Source organism: Pseudonocardia sp. C8 (genome assembly GCF_014267175.1).
GTDB lineage: Bacteria > Actinomycetota > Actinomycetes > Mycobacteriales > Pseudonocardiaceae > Pseudonocardia.
On sequence record NZ_JACMTR010000002.1, the window covers coordinates 5,220,414 to 5,236,346 of the forward strand.

General features: G+C 74.0%; 14 protein-coding genes. 8 read left to right on the top strand and 6 right to left on the bottom strand.

What is annotated here, in order from left to right; genetic code table 11:
• Positions 1-148: 148 nt before the first annotated feature.
• Positions 149-3,679, bottom strand: coding sequence for an indolepyruvate ferredoxin oxidoreductase family protein (locus tag H7X46_RS24865; RefSeq protein WP_186361661.1), 3,531 nt, complete (start codon positions 3,677-3,679; stop codon positions 149-151).
• A 151-nt stretch (positions 3,680-3,830) separates the two neighbouring features.
• Between H7X46_RS24865 and H7X46_RS24870 the strand changes: the two genes are divergently transcribed.
• The 4 genes from H7X46_RS24870 to H7X46_RS24885 all read left to right on the top strand — a co-directional run bounded on the left by H7X46_RS24870 (position 3,831) and on the right by H7X46_RS24885 (position 7,390).
• Positions 3,831-4,268, top strand: coding sequence for an Lrp/AsnC family transcriptional regulator (locus H7X46_RS24870; protein WP_186361662.1), 438 nt, complete (start codon positions 3,831-3,833; stop codon positions 4,266-4,268).
• 446 nt (positions 4,269-4,714) lie between these two features.
• A complete protein-coding gene (locus H7X46_RS24875; protein WP_186361663.1) occupies positions 4,715-4,903 on the top strand; it encodes a hypothetical protein in 189 nt (62 codons plus the stop codon).
• 4 nt (positions 4,904-4,907) lie between these two features.
• Entirely contained in the window at positions 4,908-6,044 is a 1,137-nt protein-coding gene (locus H7X46_RS24880) for a CdaR family transcriptional regulator (protein WP_186361664.1), read from the top strand.
• An 86-nt stretch (positions 6,045-6,130) separates the two neighbouring features.
• Positions 6,131-7,390, top strand: a complete 1,260-nt coding sequence (locus H7X46_RS24885) for an FAD-binding oxidoreductase (protein WP_186361665.1) — start codon at positions 6,131-6,133, stop codon at positions 7,388-7,390.
• 39 nt (positions 7,391-7,429) lie between these two features.
• Here the strand turns inward: H7X46_RS24885 and H7X46_RS24890 are convergent, their stop codons facing one another.
• The gene (locus H7X46_RS24890; protein WP_186361666.1) at positions 7,430-9,067 is read right to left on the bottom strand and encodes an alpha-keto acid decarboxylase family protein; all 1,638 of its coding nucleotides are present in this window, start codon (positions 9,065-9,067) and stop codon (positions 7,430-7,432) included.
• A 102-nt stretch (positions 9,068-9,169) separates the two neighbouring features.
• On the opposite strand from H7X46_RS24890, the gene H7X46_RS24895 reads away from it, so the two are divergent.
• Positions 9,170-9,637, top strand: a complete 468-nt coding sequence (locus tag H7X46_RS24895; protein ID WP_186361667.1) for an Lrp/AsnC family transcriptional regulator — start codon at positions 9,170-9,172, stop codon at positions 9,635-9,637.
• 9 nt (positions 9,638-9,646) lie between these two features.
• On the opposite strand, the gene H7X46_RS24900 is transcribed toward H7X46_RS24895, so the two are convergent.
• Complete coding sequence (locus H7X46_RS24900; protein WP_186361668.1) at positions 9,647-9,799, bottom strand: hypothetical protein; 153 nt, start codon at positions 9,797-9,799, stop codon at positions 9,647-9,649.
• On the bottom strand, positions 9,799-10,815 hold the full coding sequence (locus tag H7X46_RS24905; protein ID WP_370588948.1) for a TerC/Alx family metal homeostasis membrane protein: 1,017 nt from the start codon (positions 10,813-10,815) through the stop codon (positions 9,799-9,801). The genes H7X46_RS24900 and H7X46_RS24905 overlap by 1 nt, the downstream gene beginning before the upstream one ends.
• 280 nt (positions 10,816-11,095) lie before the next feature.
• Between H7X46_RS24905 and H7X46_RS24910 the strand changes: the two genes are divergently transcribed.
• Both H7X46_RS24910 and H7X46_RS24915 read left to right on the top strand, forming a co-directional pair.
• Positions 11,096-12,604, top strand: coding sequence for a potassium/proton antiporter (locus tag H7X46_RS24910; protein WP_186361669.1), 1,509 nt, complete (start codon positions 11,096-11,098; stop codon positions 12,602-12,604).
• Between the two features lie 81 nt (positions 12,605-12,685).
• Positions 12,686-13,117, top strand: coding sequence for an acyl-CoA thioesterase (locus tag H7X46_RS24915; RefSeq protein WP_186362892.1), 432 nt, complete (start codon positions 12,686-12,688; stop codon positions 13,115-13,117).
• A gap of 45 nt (positions 13,118-13,162) precedes the next feature.
• Here H7X46_RS24915 and H7X46_RS30950 read toward each other — a convergent pair whose 3' ends face one another.
• Complete coding sequence (locus tag H7X46_RS30950) at positions 13,163-14,557, bottom strand: histidine kinase (RefSeq protein ID WP_222131425.1); 1,395 nt, start codon at positions 14,555-14,557, stop codon at positions 13,163-13,165.
• Between the two features lie 130 nt (positions 14,558-14,687).
• Complete coding sequence (locus H7X46_RS24925; protein WP_255426852.1) at positions 14,688-15,377, bottom strand: response regulator transcription factor; 690 nt, start codon at positions 15,375-15,377, stop codon at positions 14,688-14,690.
• Positions 15,378-15,487: 110 nt separating this feature from the next.
• On the opposite strand from H7X46_RS24925, the gene H7X46_RS24930 reads away from it, so the two are divergent.
• Positions 15,488-15,877, top strand: coding sequence for a response regulator transcription factor (locus H7X46_RS24930; RefSeq protein ID WP_186361672.1), 390 nt, complete (start codon positions 15,488-15,490; stop codon positions 15,875-15,877).
• Positions 15,878-15,933 lie beyond the last annotated feature (56 nt).

A 15,933-nucleotide genomic window follows, 5' to 3' on the forward strand; every position in this document is an offset into this window, starting at 1 on the left:
CAGCTCACCCACCGACCCCCCACCGCACCCTCGCCGCCCCCGTGACGCACCCCACCGGGGCACTCATGGAGCTTTGGTCCTGTGGCACAGGACCAAAGCTCCATGAGTCGGGCAGGGAGGGCAGGGAGGGCAGGCGGGAGTGCCGGGGTCAGCCGGCGACGCCCAGCCCGGACCGCAGCTCCGCCACCCGGGCACGGAACCGCTCGACGTTGGCCAGCTTGATGTCCTCGTACCCCCGGACGAGGTCCGCCGCCTCCGCCAGCTCGACGACGGTGCCGGCGTCGACGCCGGGAGTGCCGAGCCGGTCGCAGGCCGCGCGCACGGCGGCCTGGTACTCGGCGACGAGCGCGCGCTCCACCTTGCGGACGCCCGCGTAGCCGAACACGTCCAGCGGGGTGCCGCGCAGCGTGCGGGCCGCGCGCAGGGCGCGGAAGGCGGCACCGGCCGCCCGGGACCCGAGCTTGATCTTGCGGTTCAACCCCAGCGCGCGCAGCGCCGGCGGGTGCAGCATGACCGACACGGTCGCGTCCGGCCCGTACTCTGCCTCGCGGCGCTGCACCTCGACCGGGTCCAGGTGCAGCCGCGCCACCTCGTACTCGTCCTTGTAGGCCATGAGCTTGTGCAGGCCGCGGGCGTAGGCGGCGCCGATCCGGTGGCCCGCCTCGGCCCCGGCCAGGTCGGTCGCGATCCGCGTGACCCGCCGGACCTCCTCGGCGTACCGGTTGGCGTAGCCGCGGTCCTGGTAGCCCGCCAGGTCGGCGATGCGGGTCGCCAGCACGTCGACCAGCTCGGTGTCCGTGCCGGCGGCGATGCGCGCGGCGGTCTCGGACATGGTGTCGACCTCGACGACCTCCGGTTCCTCGGTGGTCAGCGCGGCGAGCACGGCGGCGTGGTCGACCGCGGCGGCCCGGCCCCAGCGGAACGCAGCCACTGTGGCCGGTACGGCGGAGCCGTTGAGCCGGATCGCCTCCTCGATGGCCTCACCCGAGACGGGCAGGACGCCGTGCTGGTAGGCGGCACCGAGCAGCAGCATGTTCGTCGGCAGGTGGTCGCCGAACAGCGCCTCGGAGATCCACTGGGCGTCCACGTGGAGCGCGGCGTCGGCCCGGGTGGCCGCCGCGATCCGCTCCAGGGCGTCGTCGGTGGACCCGGGCAGCACGACCTTCCCGGTCACCATGGCCGCGGTCGGGACCAGCGAGGTGTTGATGACCGCGACCGTGTGGCCCGGCCGGGCGACGGCGAGGTTCGCGCTCGTGGCCGTGCCGACGAGGTCCATCCCGACCAGGACGTCGGCGGTCGCGGTCGTGGCGCGCAGGATGCCGTCGATCGGCTGCTTGGAGATCCGGATGTCGGACACGACCGGGCCGCCCTTCTGGGCGAGCCCGACCTGCTCCAGCCCGCTGGCGTAGCGCCCGTCGAGGTGCGCGGCCATCTGCAGGATCTGCGACGCGGTGACCACGCCGGTGCCGCCGATCCCGGGCATCCGGATCAGCAGGGCGTCGTCGTCGAACCTCGGCTGCGGGTCGGGCAGCGCGACGGGCAGCTCCGGGATCTCGCGGCGCGGCACGGTGCCGGGCTCGACGAGCAGGAACGACGGGCAGTCGCCCTTCAGGCAGGTGAGATCCGAGTTGCACGAGGCCTGGTGGATCCGGGTCTTGCGGCCGAACTCGGTGTCCACCGGCAGGACCGACAGGCAGGTCGAGACGTCGCCGCAGTCCCCGCAGCCCTCGCACACGCGCTCGTTGACCACGACCCGCTCGGTCGGTGCCGGCAGCACGCCCCGCTTGCGGAGCCGGCGCTCCTCGGCGGCGCAGCGGTCGTCGTGGATGAGGACGGTGACGCCCTCGACCTCCTTCAGCTCGCGCTCGGCCTCGGCGAACCGGTCGCGGTGCCGGACCGAGGCGATCGGGTCGAGCTCCACCCCGCGGTAGGACGCCGGGTCGTCGGTGGTGATGACGATCCGCCGGACACCCTCGACCGCGAGCTCGCGGACGATCGACGGGACGTCGAGCCTGCCCTCGGCGCGCTGCCCGCCGGTCATGGCGACGGCGTCGTTGTAGAGCAGCTTGTAGGTCATCGACACCCCCGCGGCCACGGCGGCGCGGACGGCGAGCGAGCCCGAGTGGTGGAACGTCCCGTCGCCGAGGTTCTGCACCATGTGCCGGTCGTCGGTGAAGGGCGCGAGCCCGATCCACTGTGCACCCTCCCCGCCCATCTGGGTGATGCCGATCTGGCGCCCGCGGTGGTGGCCGTCGAGCGCGACCATGGCGTGGCAGCCGATGCCCACGCCGACGAGCGTGTCGTCGTCGGTGCGGGTGGAGGTGTTGTGCGGGCAGCCGGAGCAGAAGTACGGGGTCCGGCTGCCGAGCTCGCTCGTCGAGGACCCCGTCACGGTCGGCAACGGGATCCGCGACGGCCGGGGCGGCCGGATCGCGTCGAGGTGCCGGACGGCGCGCTCGGGCAGGCGGTCCGGGCCGGCCGTGGCACCGATCCGGGCGGCGATCGCCCGTGCGACGTCCTCCCCCGTGAGCTGGCCGCGCGCGGTCAGCAGCGGCCGGCCGTCCGGGTCGCGGCGGCCGACCACGACCGGCGCGCGGTCCCGCCCGTACAGCGCCTGCTTGAGGTGGCCTTCCAGGAAGGGGACCTTGTCCTCCACGACGAGCACCTCGTCGAGCCCGTCGGTCATCGTGGCGAGCACGGCGTGGTCGACCGGGTAGGGCATGGCGAGCCGGATCAGGCGGACGCCGAGCGCGTCGAGCTCGGCCGCGCCGAGCCCGAGGTCGTCGAGCGCACGCTGGACGGTCGCGTAGCCGGTGCCCGAGGCGAGGATGCCGAGCCGGGCCCGCTGCGCGTCGAAGACGACCCGGTTCAGCCCGGTCTCCCGGGCGTACTGCACGGCGAGGTCGAGCCGGCGGGTCAGCATGTCGAACTCGGCGTCGAGCGCGGCCGGGCCGAGGAGCGCCGGCTGGGCGGGGCGCTCCTGCCGCGGCGGGTGCGGGATGCCGAGGACGTCGGGGTCCAGCGCGCCGAGGTCGATCGTCGCCGAGGCGTCGGCGACATCGGCGATGATCTTCAATCCGGTCCAGAGCCCGGTCGCGCGGGACAGCGCGACGGCGTGCAGGCCGTGCTCGACGACCTCGGCGACCGAGCCGGGCGCGAGCAACGGCATCGACAGGCCCTGCGCCATCGGCTCGCAGGAGCTGGGCACCGTCGACGACTTGCAGGACGGGTCGTCGCCGATGATCGCGACCGCGCCGCCGAGCCGGGAGGTGCCGGCCAGGATGCCGTGCCGGATCGCGTCGGCCGCCCGGTCCAGGCCGGGGTTCTTGCCGTACCAGAAGCCGGTGACGCCATCGTGCCGCCGGCCCGGGACCGCGTCGAGCAGCTGCGTCCCCGCGACGGCCGTCGCGGCCAGCTCCTCGTTCAGCCCGGCCCGGAAGACGACGCCCGCCTCCTCCAGGTGCCGGCCGGCGCGACCCAGCTCGCTGTCCAGCCCGCCCAGCGGGGAGCCCTGGTAGCCGGAGACGAACGCCCGGGTGTCCAGACCGCGCCGGGCGTCGAGCCGCCGCTGCTCGAGCACGAGCCGCACGAGCGCCTGGATCCCGGTGACCAGGGCACGGCCCCGGGTCGCGACGTACTTGTCGTCCAGGGACACGGTTCCGGTGATGGATCCCGGCATGGTGGTGGCTCCTCTTCGAGTCGTCCGGACGCCTCCGCCATATGACAGCCAGCACACCGGTCCCGCGCAATCAACTACTGCGATATCGGGGCAAAGTCGGCAATATCCGGAGCACATCCGTCTGATACCGAGAATTTCTTGTGAGCGTGACATGGCTGACATCGACCGGATCGACGAGCAGCTGCTGCGCATGCTCGTCGAAGACGGGCGCCGGACCTTCTCCGACATGGCCCAGGAGGTGGGGCTGTCGGTCGGCGCGGTCAAGCGGCGGGTGGACCGGCTCCGGGAGACCGGCGTGATCACGGGGTTCAGCGCCCAGGTCGACCACGCGAAGCTGGGGTGGCCGGTGGAAGCGTTCACCGAGGTGCGCTACACCGGCAGCACCCAGGTGTCGGAGATCGTCGCCACCGCCGCCGGCCTGCCCGAGGTGCAGGCGCTCTACACCATCGCGGGTGATCCGGACGCGCTCGTGCAGATCCGGGTCCGGGACGTCACCCACCTGCAGGACGTCATCGACCGGCTGCGGAAGACCGGCCAGGTCACCGGCACGAAAACCCTCATGGTCGTGGGGCGCTGGGTGCGGAACTGACCGAGGCCCGCCGGGGCGAGCGCGCCGCTCGGGGTGAGTCGCACGCTCTCTCCCCGGTAGGGGCGGATACGCGCACGTCGACCGGCTCTCCCCTGGCGATGAGCACGTTCCCGCCCCGTCGACGGCGAAAACGTGCGCATCGACCGACCGCACCGGCGTGACCAGCACGTTCTCGCCCCAGGCAGGGCGGATACGTGCGCATCGATCGACCGCCCCCTGGCGATCAGCACGCTGTCGCCCCGATCGGGACGGAAAGGTGTGCCTCGGCCGGACGGCGGCTCGGCGGCTGAGGAGCTGAGCGGCACGTTCCCGCCCCAGCTGCGGCGGGATCGTGCGAGTCGGCGCGCCACGCGCTCGACCGGGGTGGCTCGCTGCCCCGCGAACTACCGGGTCCCGCCGCCGACGCCCGCCCCGACCGGGCTGCGGGCCCGGCCTACGCTGGGTTCGTGACGACCGACACGCTCGCAGGCGCCGCGCCCGCCCCGGACCGTACGTCCGGGGGGACGGTCGCCTCGGCCTGCCCGTCGTCGTCCCCGGGCCTCGGCGTCGGCGAGCGGCCGCACGTGCCCCGCGGCGATGTCGGCGATGTCGTCGGTGTCGTCGATGTCATCCCGTGCACCCTCGGGCGGCCCTGAACCCATGTCCGAGAGCAACCTGTTCGGGCTGGCGCACGACCTCGCCGAGCTGCTCGGCTGCCCGATCACCATCGAGGACCCGGACACCGTGGTCGTCGCACACGCGGGCGACCACGCCACCGCGGACCGGGCCCGGGTCGAGACGATCCTCAACCGCCAGGTTCCGCTGGAGGTCCGCCGGGCCCTGGGCCGCAAGGGCGTGTTCGACCGCCTCCGCTGCGCGGACGACGTCATCGTCGTCGAGCTGTCCGAGCTGGAGATGCGCCCGCGGGCCGTGGTCGCGGTGCGCAGCGACGGTGAGCTGCTCGGATCCATCTGGGCGGTCACCGGGGGCCCGCCGACCCCGGAGCAGGAGGCGGCGCTGCGGGCCGCCGGCCCGGCCGTCGCGCACCACCTCCGGGTGGCCCGGCGGGAGTCGGACGCCGCCCACCGGACGCGCGGCGACCGGCTCGAACGGTTGCTGTCCGGGGGCGAGACGGCGGTCGAGGCCGCCACCGATGCGGCGCTGCCCGGACAGCTGGCCGCCGTCGCGGTCCGCGGCGGCGACCCCGGCCGGCTCGAGCGGGTGGGCAGCGCGCTGACGCTGCACCTCAACGCCGTGGCGCCGCGCTCGGTGTGCGCGGTCCGCGACGACACCCTGTACTGCGTGCTGGCCGCGTCGTCGGCGCGCCGGATCCTGACCGACTTCATGGACCGGGTGGCGGGGCGGGCGGACGTCGTCGCGGGGATCGGCGACACGGTGCCGGCCCACGACCTCCCCCGCTCGGCCGCCACCGCCGGCGACGTGGTCGCGGTCCTGCTCCGGCGGGAGGCCGGCTCCCGGGTCGCCGACCTGCGCGACGTGTTCGCCGACGTGCTGGTGGACCGGGTGCGCGGGTTCCTCACCACGCACGACGATGCGAGCCCGCTGGTCGCGCTGGAACGGCACGACGCCGAGCACCGGACCGAGCTCGCCGGGACGGTGGACGCGTACCTCGCCGCCGCCGGCAGCGTCGCCCGGGCGTCCCAGCTGTTGCGGGTCCACCCGAACACGGTGCGGAACCGGCTGCGCCGGGTCCGGGTGTCGTGCGGGCTGGATCCGGACGACCCGGCCACCCGGTTGGCGCTGATGGTGCACCTGGCGGCCCGGCGGTCCCCGTAGGGGGTTGTGAGATCGCACAACCCCACCGGCGGGGACGTGGCCGAAACACCACATCGAAAACCGCAGGTCAGGGCCACACTCGGGGCATGCGGAACCAGAAGATCGTCGTGGTGGGTGGCGGCATCGTCGGGCTCGCCACCGCGTGGCACCTGCAGCGCGGCGGGGCCGAGGTCTCGGTCGTGGAGCGCCACGGGGTGGCGGCGGGCGCGTCGTGGGGCAACGCGGGCTGGCTCGCGCCCGCCCTCACGCTCCCCCTGCCCGAGCCCGCGATCCTGGCGACCGGGATCCGGGCGCTGCTGAGCCCGAAGTCCCCGGTCTACGTGCCGCCGCGGCTCGATCCGCGGCTGCTCGGGTTCCTCGCCGGGTTCGCCCGGCACTGCACGGACCGGCGGTGGCGCGCCGCGCTGCAGGTCTTCATCGAGGCGAACGCCTCCGCGCTGGACGCCTACGACGAGCTCGCCACGGCGACCGGCGCCGGGGTCGAGGAGCCGATCCGGTCGGCGACCCCGATGCTGGCGGCCTTCGCCTCCGAGACCGACCGCGAGGTGCTGCTCGACGAGTTCCGGCGGGTCAACAGCGACGGCGGGCGGACCGACTACGCCCTGCTCGACGACGCGGCGGTGCACGAGCTCGAACCGGCGCTCGGCCCCGGCGTGCGCTGCGGGCTGCGGATCGACGGCCAGCGGTTCATCAACCCGGGCCGGTTCGTGCACTCCCTCGCCGACGCGGTGAAGGAGGCCGGCGCCGAGATCGTCACCGGCCGCGAGGTGAGCGACGTCGCCGGCGACGGCGGGCGGCCCCGCGTGCGGTTCACCGACGGCGACGCCCTCGAGGCGGACGACGTCGTGCTCGCGAACGGCGCCTGGCTCGGCCGGCTCGCCCGGCAGCACGGCGTCCGGCGCCTGGTGCAGGCCGGCCGCGGCTACAGCTTCACCGTGCGGCCCGACGCGCCGCCCCGGAACCCGATCTACTTCCCCACCCAGCGGGTAGCCTGCACGCCGCTCGGCGGGCCGGAGGACGGCCTGCGGGTCGCCGGGATGATGGAGTTCCGCGACCCGGACGCGCCGCTCGACCCGCGCCGGGTGGACGCCATCGTGGAGGCGGCCGGGCCGATGTTCACCGGGATCGACTTCGCGGCCCGCCGCGACGAGTGGGTCGGGTCGCGGCCCTGCACGACCGACGGGCTGCCGCTGGTCGGCCGCACCCGCACCCCGGGCGTCCACGTGGCGGGCGGGCACGGCATGTGGGGGGTCGCGCTGGGCCCGCTCACCGGCCGGCTGCTCGCGGGCCAGATCCTGCGCGGCGAGACCGGATCGGTGCTGCGCCACTTCGACCCGCTGAGGTGACCGGGGCCGGGGCCGCCCGGTGATCGGGCGGCCCGGGGCTCAGCGCCCCTGGTACTTGTCGGCGAGCCCGCGCAGCCCGGCCGGCACGTCGAGCGGGTGTATCCGGACGTGCAGCACCGCGCACCGTTCCGGGGTCCGGACGGCCTCGGCGAGGGCGGCGTCCAGCTCGGCCGGGGTGCCGGGCTCGGCGGTGAGCAGGTCGACCCCGGGGGCGAACGCGCGGGCGAGCGCGCACCAGTCCCAGGGGGCGACGTCGTTGTACACGGCCTGCGGGCTCTGCAGCGCGCGCTCGATGGTGTAGCCGGCGTTGTCGACGACGATCACGATCGGCGGGTGCGGCAGGCGGGCCAGCGCGCCGAGCTCCTGGACGGTCATCTGGGCGGCGCCGTCGCCGATCACCAGGACCGGGCGGCGGGACGGGTCGGCCACCGCGCAACCCAGGGTCGCGGGCAGCGCGTACCCGATCGACGACCACACCGGCTGGGCGACGACGTCGGTGCCGGCGGGCAGGGTGATCCCGGCCGCGCCCCAGAACGTGGTGCCGATGTCGGTGACCAGGCGGTGCCCGCGGGGCAGCAGGCGCTGCAGGTGCGCCCACAGGGCCGCCTGGTCGAGGGTCTCCCCCGGCTCCGGCCCGCGGGCCGGGACGTCGGGCAGCTCCCGGCGCAGTACCCGGCCGTCGACCAGCCCGGTCAGCACCTCCAGCGCGGTCGCGAACGGCACGCCCTCGAACACCCGCCCGGCCACGGTCGCGGCGTGCACGCCGAGGTGGATCGTGTGGGCCGGGTCGTCGCGGTGGGAGAACATGCCGGTCACGGCGTCGGCCATCAGCGTCCCGGCCTCGATCACGACATCGGCCGTGTCCACGGCGAGGACGGCGCGCTTGGCCCCGAGATCACCGCAGTAGACACCCGCGTACTGCGGTGCGCCGGGGTCGATGGCGCCGCGGGCGGAGGTGAGCGTGACGACCGGGGATGCGGCCGCGGCGGTGAGCCGGGCGAACGCGTCGACCGAGCCGGTGCGCTCGACGAGGTGCCCGGCGACCAGGACGGCGCTGCGGGCGCCGGCGAGCAGGCCGGCGGCGGCGTCGCGGAACCGGTCGACCGCCCGCGGGTCCGCCGCGCCGACCGGCAGCGGGGCCGCCGGGGGCTGCACCGGCGCGGTGGCGACGTCGACCGGCACCGCCAGGTAGACCGGCCGCATCTCCCGCACGGCGGTCGCGAGCACCTCGTCGATCCGGGTGGCCGCGCCGGCGGCGGTGAGCACGGCGCCGTCGGCGGTGACCTCGGCGTAGGCGCGGGCGAAGTGCCCGAAGTCGCCGTCGCCGAGGGTGTGGTGCACCAGCGCGCCGCGCCCGGCCACGGCGGTCGGCGGGGCGCCGGTGATCTGGACGAGCGGCACGTTCTCGGCGTAGGCGCCGGCGACGGCGTCGATCGCGCTGAGCTCGCCGACCCCGAACGTGGTGACCAGGGCGGCCATGCCGCGCGTGCGGGCGTAGCCGTCGGCGGCGTAACCGGCGTTCAACTCGTTCGGCGATCCGACCCACTGCTGGCGTCCGTCGGCGAGCATGTGGTCGAGCAGGGTCAGGCTGAAGTCGCCCGGGACGCCGAAGAGGTGCTCGACGCCCAGCTCACCCAGCCGCCGGGCCAGGTACTGCGCAACGGTCACGGTCTGCATGGACCCCAGAGGACGCCGATGCGGCGAAACGCGCAATACTTTCCTCTACCATTGAGCAGACTGCGCAGTCAGCTGTCGAACCGCAGGCGGGGAGTGGTCATCATGCGTCCCCTCGACCGGACCGACGCGCGGATCCTGCTGGCCCTCGACGACGACCCGGCGGCGACGGTGGTCGCGCTCGCGGAACGGCTCGGGCTGGCCCGCAACACCGTCCACGCCCGGCTGCGCCGGCTCGAGGCCGACGGTGCGCTCGCACCCCCGAGCGTCCGGGTCCGGCCCGGGCACGCCGGGCTCCCGGTACTCGCGTTCCTCACGCTCGCGATCAGTCAGGGCGACGCCGACGCCACGATCGCCGAGATCTCCGCCGTCCCCGAGGTGTGCGAGATGCACGCGATCACCGGCGACGGCGACCTGCACGTCCGGGTCGTCGCCGCGGACAACGCCGACCTGCACCGGGTCACCGGCGTGCTGCTCGGCTGCACCGGCGTGGTCCGCTCCAGCACGGTCATCTCGATGGTCGAGGTCGTGCCGCTGCGCACCGCGCCCGTGCTGGCCGCCCTGACCCGCTGAGCACCTCCCTCACCGGTGCGGGCCGCCCGGGTGCCGCCGCGGCCGATGGCCCGGGTGACGCCGGCGCCACGGCGGCGGAACGATCAGCACCAGCACGAGGCAGGTGATGACCAGCGAGACGAACAGGATCACCGCCGCCACGAACTGCAGGATCTCGAGCATCAGGATTCACCTCCCCGTGCGGATCTCGCAGGAGCGGTCCGGGTCGCCCACAGGCTGGCCACCGTCACGACCCCGAGGATCACGACGACGGCGACGAGGGACGCCGCGGTGGGGATCTCCGGTACGCCCGGCCAGACCGTGTGGGCCCAGTGCAGCACCAGCTTCACCCCGATCAACGCGAGGATCAGCGCCAGCCCGTGGTTGAGGTACACGAGCGCGCTCAGCCCGGACTTCAGCACGAAGTACAGCGCGCGCAGGCCGAGCAGCGCGAACGCGTTGGTGGCGAACACGAGGTACGGGTCCGCGGTGACGCCGTAGACCGCGGGAATCGAGTCGACCGCGAACACGACGTCGGTGGCCAGCACCGCGACGACGACCACGATCAGCGGGGTGAGCGAGAGCCGCCCGCCGTCGCGCACGCACAGCCGCACGCCGTGGTAGCGGTCGGTGACCGGCATCAGCATGCGCAGCAACCGCACCGACCGCATCCGCGACACGTCCGGTTCGCGGATCTCGTCCGTGCCGGTGACCAGCCCGTACAGGAGCTTGGCCGCCGTGACGAACAGGATCCCGCCGAACACCAGGAAGGCCCACGTGCCGGCCTGCACCATCGCGGCCCCGAGTGCGATCAGGACACCGCGCAGCACCAGGGCACCGGCGATCCCGAACAGCAGCACGCGCTGCGCGAGCTCCGGGGGGACGGCGAACGCGGCCAGCAACAGGATGAACACGAACAGGTTGTCCACCGACAGCGACTTCTCCATCAGGAAGCCGGTGACGAACTGCAGTGCCGGCAGGCCGCCGTAGGTCGCCCACAGGAACGCGGCGAACAGGAACGGCAGCGCGAGGTAGAAGGCCGACCAGGCGAGCGCCTCGCGCATCTGCACCGCGTGCGGCCGGCGGGTCAGGAGGAAGTCGGCGGCCAGCAGCGCGACGAGCACGGCGATGCTCGTCGACCACAGGACCGGGGAGCCGACGGACGGTGCCACCGCGGCGCCCGGGACGGAGCCGGGCACGAGACCTCCTCGAACGTACGTACGTTCGAGGTCTCCTTCGCCCTGCGGGAGGACGGCGACCCGGGGACGCCACCAGGCGTCCGTCCTGACCGAGCCGGCCCGACGGAAGTACTCCCCTCGACGAGGTCAAACAGTGTGATCCCCGGACCGGCCCGGGTCAAGACGGGCTCGCGCCACCGGGCACCCGGTCCCGGCTTGCGAGGCCCGGCCATGATGGCGCCAGTCAACGTCGACCACATCGCGGAGGCGCACCGGTGAGGACACGAGCGCGGGGCCGCGGATGACGCTGGCCGAGCTCTACGTCGCCCTGCTGGCGGGGGCGGCGGTCGTGCTGGCCAGCATCGGCGCGGCCCGCGCCGCCGCCCGTCTCGGCCTGCCCAGCCTGCTGCTGTTCCTCGCCCTCGGCGTCGCGATCGGCGAGGACGGGCTGGGGCTGGAGTTCGACGACGCGCAGCTCGCCCAGAACCTCGGCACCGCCGCGCTGGCGGTGATCCTGGTCGAGGGTGGCCTGACCACCAAGTGGGCCAGCACGCGGGCGGTGCTCGCCCCGGCGTCGGTGCTCGCGATCGGTGGCGTCGGCGTCAGCGTGCTGGTCACCGCGGCCGGCGCCCACCTGCTGCTGGGCATGGACTGGCAGCCGGCGCTGCTGCTCGGGGCGATCGTGTCCTCCACCGACGCGGCCGCGGTGTTCTCGATCCTGCGCACCGTGCCGGTGTCGCGTCGCACGGCCGGGCTGCTCGAAGCCGAGTCGGGGTTCAACGACGCCCCCACCGTCATCCTGGTCCTGCTGTTCGCCACCACGTCGCTGCACGAGACGAGCGTCGTGACCGTCGGGATCAACCTGCTCTTCCAGCTCGCCGCCGGCGCGGCGGTCGGGCTGGCGGTCGGGTACGCCGGCACGGCGGCCCTGCGCCGGATCGCCCTGCCCGCGTCGGGGCTGTATCCGCTGGCCACGTTCGGGTTCGGCCTCGTCGCGTTCGCCGCCGCCGGCACCGCCCAGGCCAGCGGGTTCCTCGCCGCCTACCTGGCCGGCATCGTGATGGGCAACGCGGGCCTGCCCCACCGCGGCGCCACCGCGTCGTTCGCCGAAGGGCTGGGCTGGCTCGCCCAGATCGGCCTGTTCGTGCTCCTCGGGCTGCTGATCACCCCGAGCGGGCTGCCCGGGCACGTCGTACCCGCACTGCTGATCGGTGGGGTGCTGCTCCTGCTCGCCCGCCCGCTGTCGGTGCTGCTGTGCCTGATCCCGTTCCGGGTGCCGTGGCGCCACCAGGTGTTCGTGTCCTGGGCCGGGCTCCGCGGCGCGGTGCCGATCGTGCTCGCCACGTTCCCCATCGTCGCCGGCGTCCCCGGCAGCGAGCAGATCCTCGACATCGTGTTCGTCGTCGTCGCCCTCTTCACCCTGGTCCAGGGTCCACCGCTGCCCGCGGTCGCCCGGTGGGCGGGCCTGCTGCCCCCCGGCACCGCGCGGGAGCTGCAGGTCGAGGCGGCACCTCTCGACCGGCTCGACGCCGAGCTGCTCACCCTCGTCGTCCCGGCCGGCTCGCGCCTGCACGGCGTCCGCGTGTTCGAGCTGCGCCTGCCGACCCCGACCGTGATCAGCCTGATCGTCCGGAAGGGACGGACGATCGTCCCGCGCAGCGACACCGAGCTCCGGGCCGGCGACGAGCTGCTCGTCGTCACCACCAGCCAGGGCCGGGAGGCCACCGAACGCCGGCTGCGCGCGGTCAGCCGCCGGGGGCGGCTCGCCCACTGGTTCGACGAGTACGGCGATCCCGAGCCCTCCTCCTGACCCGTCCCGGATGATGGAGCAGCCCGCCCTCCCGCATCCCCGAGGAGTCCCGTGCCCGACGACGAGCGCCACCGGCTGTCCATGACCGTCCTGATGACCCCGGACCTGTCGAACTTCTCCGGCCACGTCCACGGGGGGCAGGTCCTCAAGCTGCTCGACCAGGTCGCCTACACCTGCGCCGCCCGGTACGCGCAGGGCTACGTCGTGACGCTCTCGGTCGACCGGGTCGTCTTCCGCGAGCCGATCCACATCGGCGAGCTCGTCACCTTCGAGGCCGCGGTCAACTACACCGGACGGTCCTCGCTCGAGGTCGGCATCCGCGTGACCACCGAGGACATCCGGCGCCAGCACGTCCGGCACACCAACAGCTGCTACTTCACCATGGTCGCGGTCGACGACCAGGGCACACCGATCCCGGTGCGGACGCACGTGCCCCGCACCGACGAGGAACGACGGCGCTGGCGCGAAGCCGAGCAGCGCCGGGCCGTCCGCCGGGCCGAGGACGCACCGTGACGGCGGCCGGCGCGCCGGCTCCCCGTGGCCGCGGGTGCGGGGCGGCTACCGGGGTGCACCCGAGCCGGTAGCACGCCCGTGCGGAGGATGGAGGATCGGCAGCTCCACCCGGAACCGGGCGCCGCCCCCGGGACGGTTCGTCAGCTCCAACCTGCCGTTCAGGTCCGACACGCTGTCGCGCAGCAGGGCCAGCCCGAGATGCCCCTCCGCACGCCGGTCGGGGTGTTCCGTGCTCGGCCCGACACCGTCGTCGTCGAGCTGCAGCGCCACGGCACCGTCGTCCTGTTCCACGGTCAGCCAGGCGTTGGCCGCCCCGGCATGCTTCATGACGTTCTGCATGGCTTCGCGGGCGGACCGGTAGAGCAACGTGGCGTGCTCCTCGTCCATGTCGTCGACGGCGCAGGTCACGGCGACGTCGACGCCGGTGGCTTGGACCCGGCCGGCCAGTTCCGCGAGCGCGTCGGGCAGCCCGCCGCGGCCGACGCTCGGCGGGTAGATGTCGACCATGAGATTGCGCAGGGTGGCGATCGAGTCACGGACCAGCGACGACGCCGTGGTGATGCCCTGGCGTGCGCGAGCCGCATCGCCCTCGTCCGGCGGGTCCGGCCACGAGCGTTCGAGGGAGGAGAGCAGGTAGCCGACGCCCGTCAGCTGCTGGACGACACCGTCGTGCAGTTCGGCGGCGATCGCGCGACGTTCGCGGTCCGAGGCGAGCATCGCCCGGCGCTGCAGCCGTTCGCGCTCCGCGCCGTGCTCGCCCATGCGCCGGATCATCGACACCGCGATCGGCATGTTGGCCAGCTGCAGGACGGCCAGGATGACCACCGAAGCGGGCACCAGCACGCTGGTCAGGAAGATCGTGGCCTGCTGGACGCGCGCGTCGCTGGAGTAGATCTCGACGGCGAACCGGCGCCCGTCCGGGGCGGTCAGCGGCGCGTAGGTCTCGACGATGCCCGGCCCGGTCGAGCCGCCCTGGTCGCTGTCGAGGGTGCTCAGCTCGGCCGAGGCCCGATCGCCGTCGATCGCGGCGCGGACCTCGTCGGGCAGCGGCAGCGTGACTCCGTCCAGCACCGGCTCGGTCGACCAGACGATCCTGCCGTCGGCGCCCCAGAGGTTGGCCCGGATCACCGCGCCGTCGTGGGACCGGTCGTACATGCTGCGCGCGAGCGCCTCCCGTGCGGCACGGTCCCCGGCGACCACTCTCCCGACGGCGGGCTCGAACACACCGCTCGCCAGTGCACGGGCGCTGCGCTCCGCCTCGCCCAACGCGTCGACACGGGCGAAGACGAACGCCAGGAGGGTGGACACCCCGGCGGTCAGGATCAGCGAGACGACGGCGACGAGGACCATCCGGCGCGCCGCGCGCCGCCCGAACGCGTCCTGGGCCGGCACGCGGCGCTCGGCCTCATGGGTCTCGCGAAGCTCCGACTCCGATGTCACCACGGGTATCGATCACAACCAGTGCACGTATGAGGGCGCCACTCGGCTCGACGGACCACTTACCGTAGGCCATGTGGCAAACGACCGCAGGCCACTCGCCGGGGGGCGGTACGTCCGTTCAGGCGATGGGCTACCGACCGTCGTCGTCCGGGTACGTCGGCGGAGAGGTGTCGTCGATGATGCCCAGACGCTGGGCCTTGACCACGGCCTCGAGCTGGGAGCGGACCCCGAGCTTCGCGTGCAGCGACTTCACGTAGCCCCGCACGGTGTGCACGCTCAGGTGCAGGACCTTGGCGATCGCGGTGGGGTTCATGCCCAGCCCCAGGTGGGCGAGGATCTCGCGCTCGCGCTCGGTCAGCTGCGGGATCTTCTCCCCTCCGGCCGGCATCGACACCGGTCCGGCGGTGAACACCGACGGTGCCACGAGCATCGCGCCCGCCCGGGCGTCGCGCAGCACGCCGAGCAGCTCCGGCAACGAGCCGTCCTTGGGCGCGAAGGCGCTGGCCCCGACCTGCGCCGCCTTGGTGACCCAGGTCGGGTCACGATGGGCGGACACGACCACCACGACCGAGTCGGGGCTGACCTGGTGCACCCGGCGGGTGGTCTCCAGCCCGTTCTCCGCGGCCAGCTGGATGTCCATCACGACCCGGTCGGGCCGGTGCTCGGCCGCCAGGCTGACCGCCGTGCGGGTGTTCGAGGCGGTGCCGACACAGGTGAAGTCGGGCTGGGCATCGAGCGCCATCGCCAGCAGGCCGGAGAACACCTGGTGGTCGTCCACGATCAGAACCGTGGCCGGCTCGGTGTTCGGCGGCTGTTCCATCGACACCTCGACACTCCTGTGGTGAATGTTCCGACACACCCGGATATCGGGGGTGCACACCGCCCCCAACGGGGTACCGCTGCGGCGGCGCCGCCGCGACACTGTGCCGCATGATCCGGGTTCTGGTTGTCGACGACAACCGCCTCATCCGCGAGACGGTCGGCGAGCTGCTCGACGCCGAACCCGATGTGCAGGTCGTCGGCAGGTGCGCGGACGGTGACGAGGTGCTCGACGCCGTACGGGCCGCGCAGCCCGACGTGGTGCTGATGGACCTGTCGATGCCACGCATGGGCGGCGTCGAGGCCACCGAGCTGCTCAGGGCACACGCACCGCAGGTCCGGGTCGTCGTGCTCACCGCGTCCGTGGACCGGAAGCAGCTCGCTGCGGCGCGCCGCGCCGGCGCGGTCGCCGAGGTGTCGAAGAACGCCGATCCCGTCGCGGTGATCGACGCGGTGCGGACCGCCGGTGGCCCGGACGTGCCGGACCGGACGCCCGCCTGACCGCACCACGGAGTGCCACCGACCCCTCAAACAGGGTGCGCCACGGGCCTCAGCTG

Coding starts and splice junctions, on each gene's coding strand:
- H7X46_RS24865 (WP_186361661.1), bottom strand. CDS start 3,679: ATGCCGGGATCCATCACCGGAACCGTGTCCCTGGACGACAAGTACGTC.
- H7X46_RS24870 (WP_186361662.1), top strand. CDS start 3,831: ATGGCTGACATCGACCGGATCGACGAGCAGCTGCTGCGCATGCTCGTC.
- H7X46_RS24880 (WP_186361664.1), top strand. CDS start 4,908: ATGTCCGAGAGCAACCTGTTCGGGCTGGCGCACGACCTCGCCGAGCTG.
- H7X46_RS24885 (WP_186361665.1), top strand. CDS start 6,131: ATGCGGAACCAGAAGATCGTCGTGGTGGGTGGCGGCATCGTCGGGCTC.
- H7X46_RS24890 (WP_186361666.1), bottom strand. CDS start 9,067: ATGCAGACCGTGACCGTTGCGCAGTACCTGGCCCGGCGGCTGGGTGAG.
- H7X46_RS24895 (WP_186361667.1), top strand. CDS start 9,170: ATGCGTCCCCTCGACCGGACCGACGCGCGGATCCTGCTGGCCCTCGAC.
- H7X46_RS24900 (WP_186361668.1), bottom strand. CDS start 9,799: ATGCTCGAGATCCTGCAGTTCGTGGCGGCGGTGATCCTGTTCGTCTCG.
- H7X46_RS24910 (WP_186361669.1), top strand. CDS start 11,096: ATGACGCTGGCCGAGCTCTACGTCGCCCTGCTGGCGGGGGCGGCGGTC.
- H7X46_RS24915 (WP_186362892.1), top strand. CDS start 12,686: ATGACCGTCCTGATGACCCCGGACCTGTCGAACTTCTCCGGCCACGTC.
- H7X46_RS24925 (WP_255426852.1), bottom strand. CDS start 15,377: ATGGAACAGCCGCCGAACACCGAGCCGGCCACGGTTCTGATCGTGGAC.
- H7X46_RS24930 (WP_186361672.1), top strand. CDS start 15,488: ATGATCCGGGTTCTGGTTGTCGACGACAACCGCCTCATCCGCGAGACG.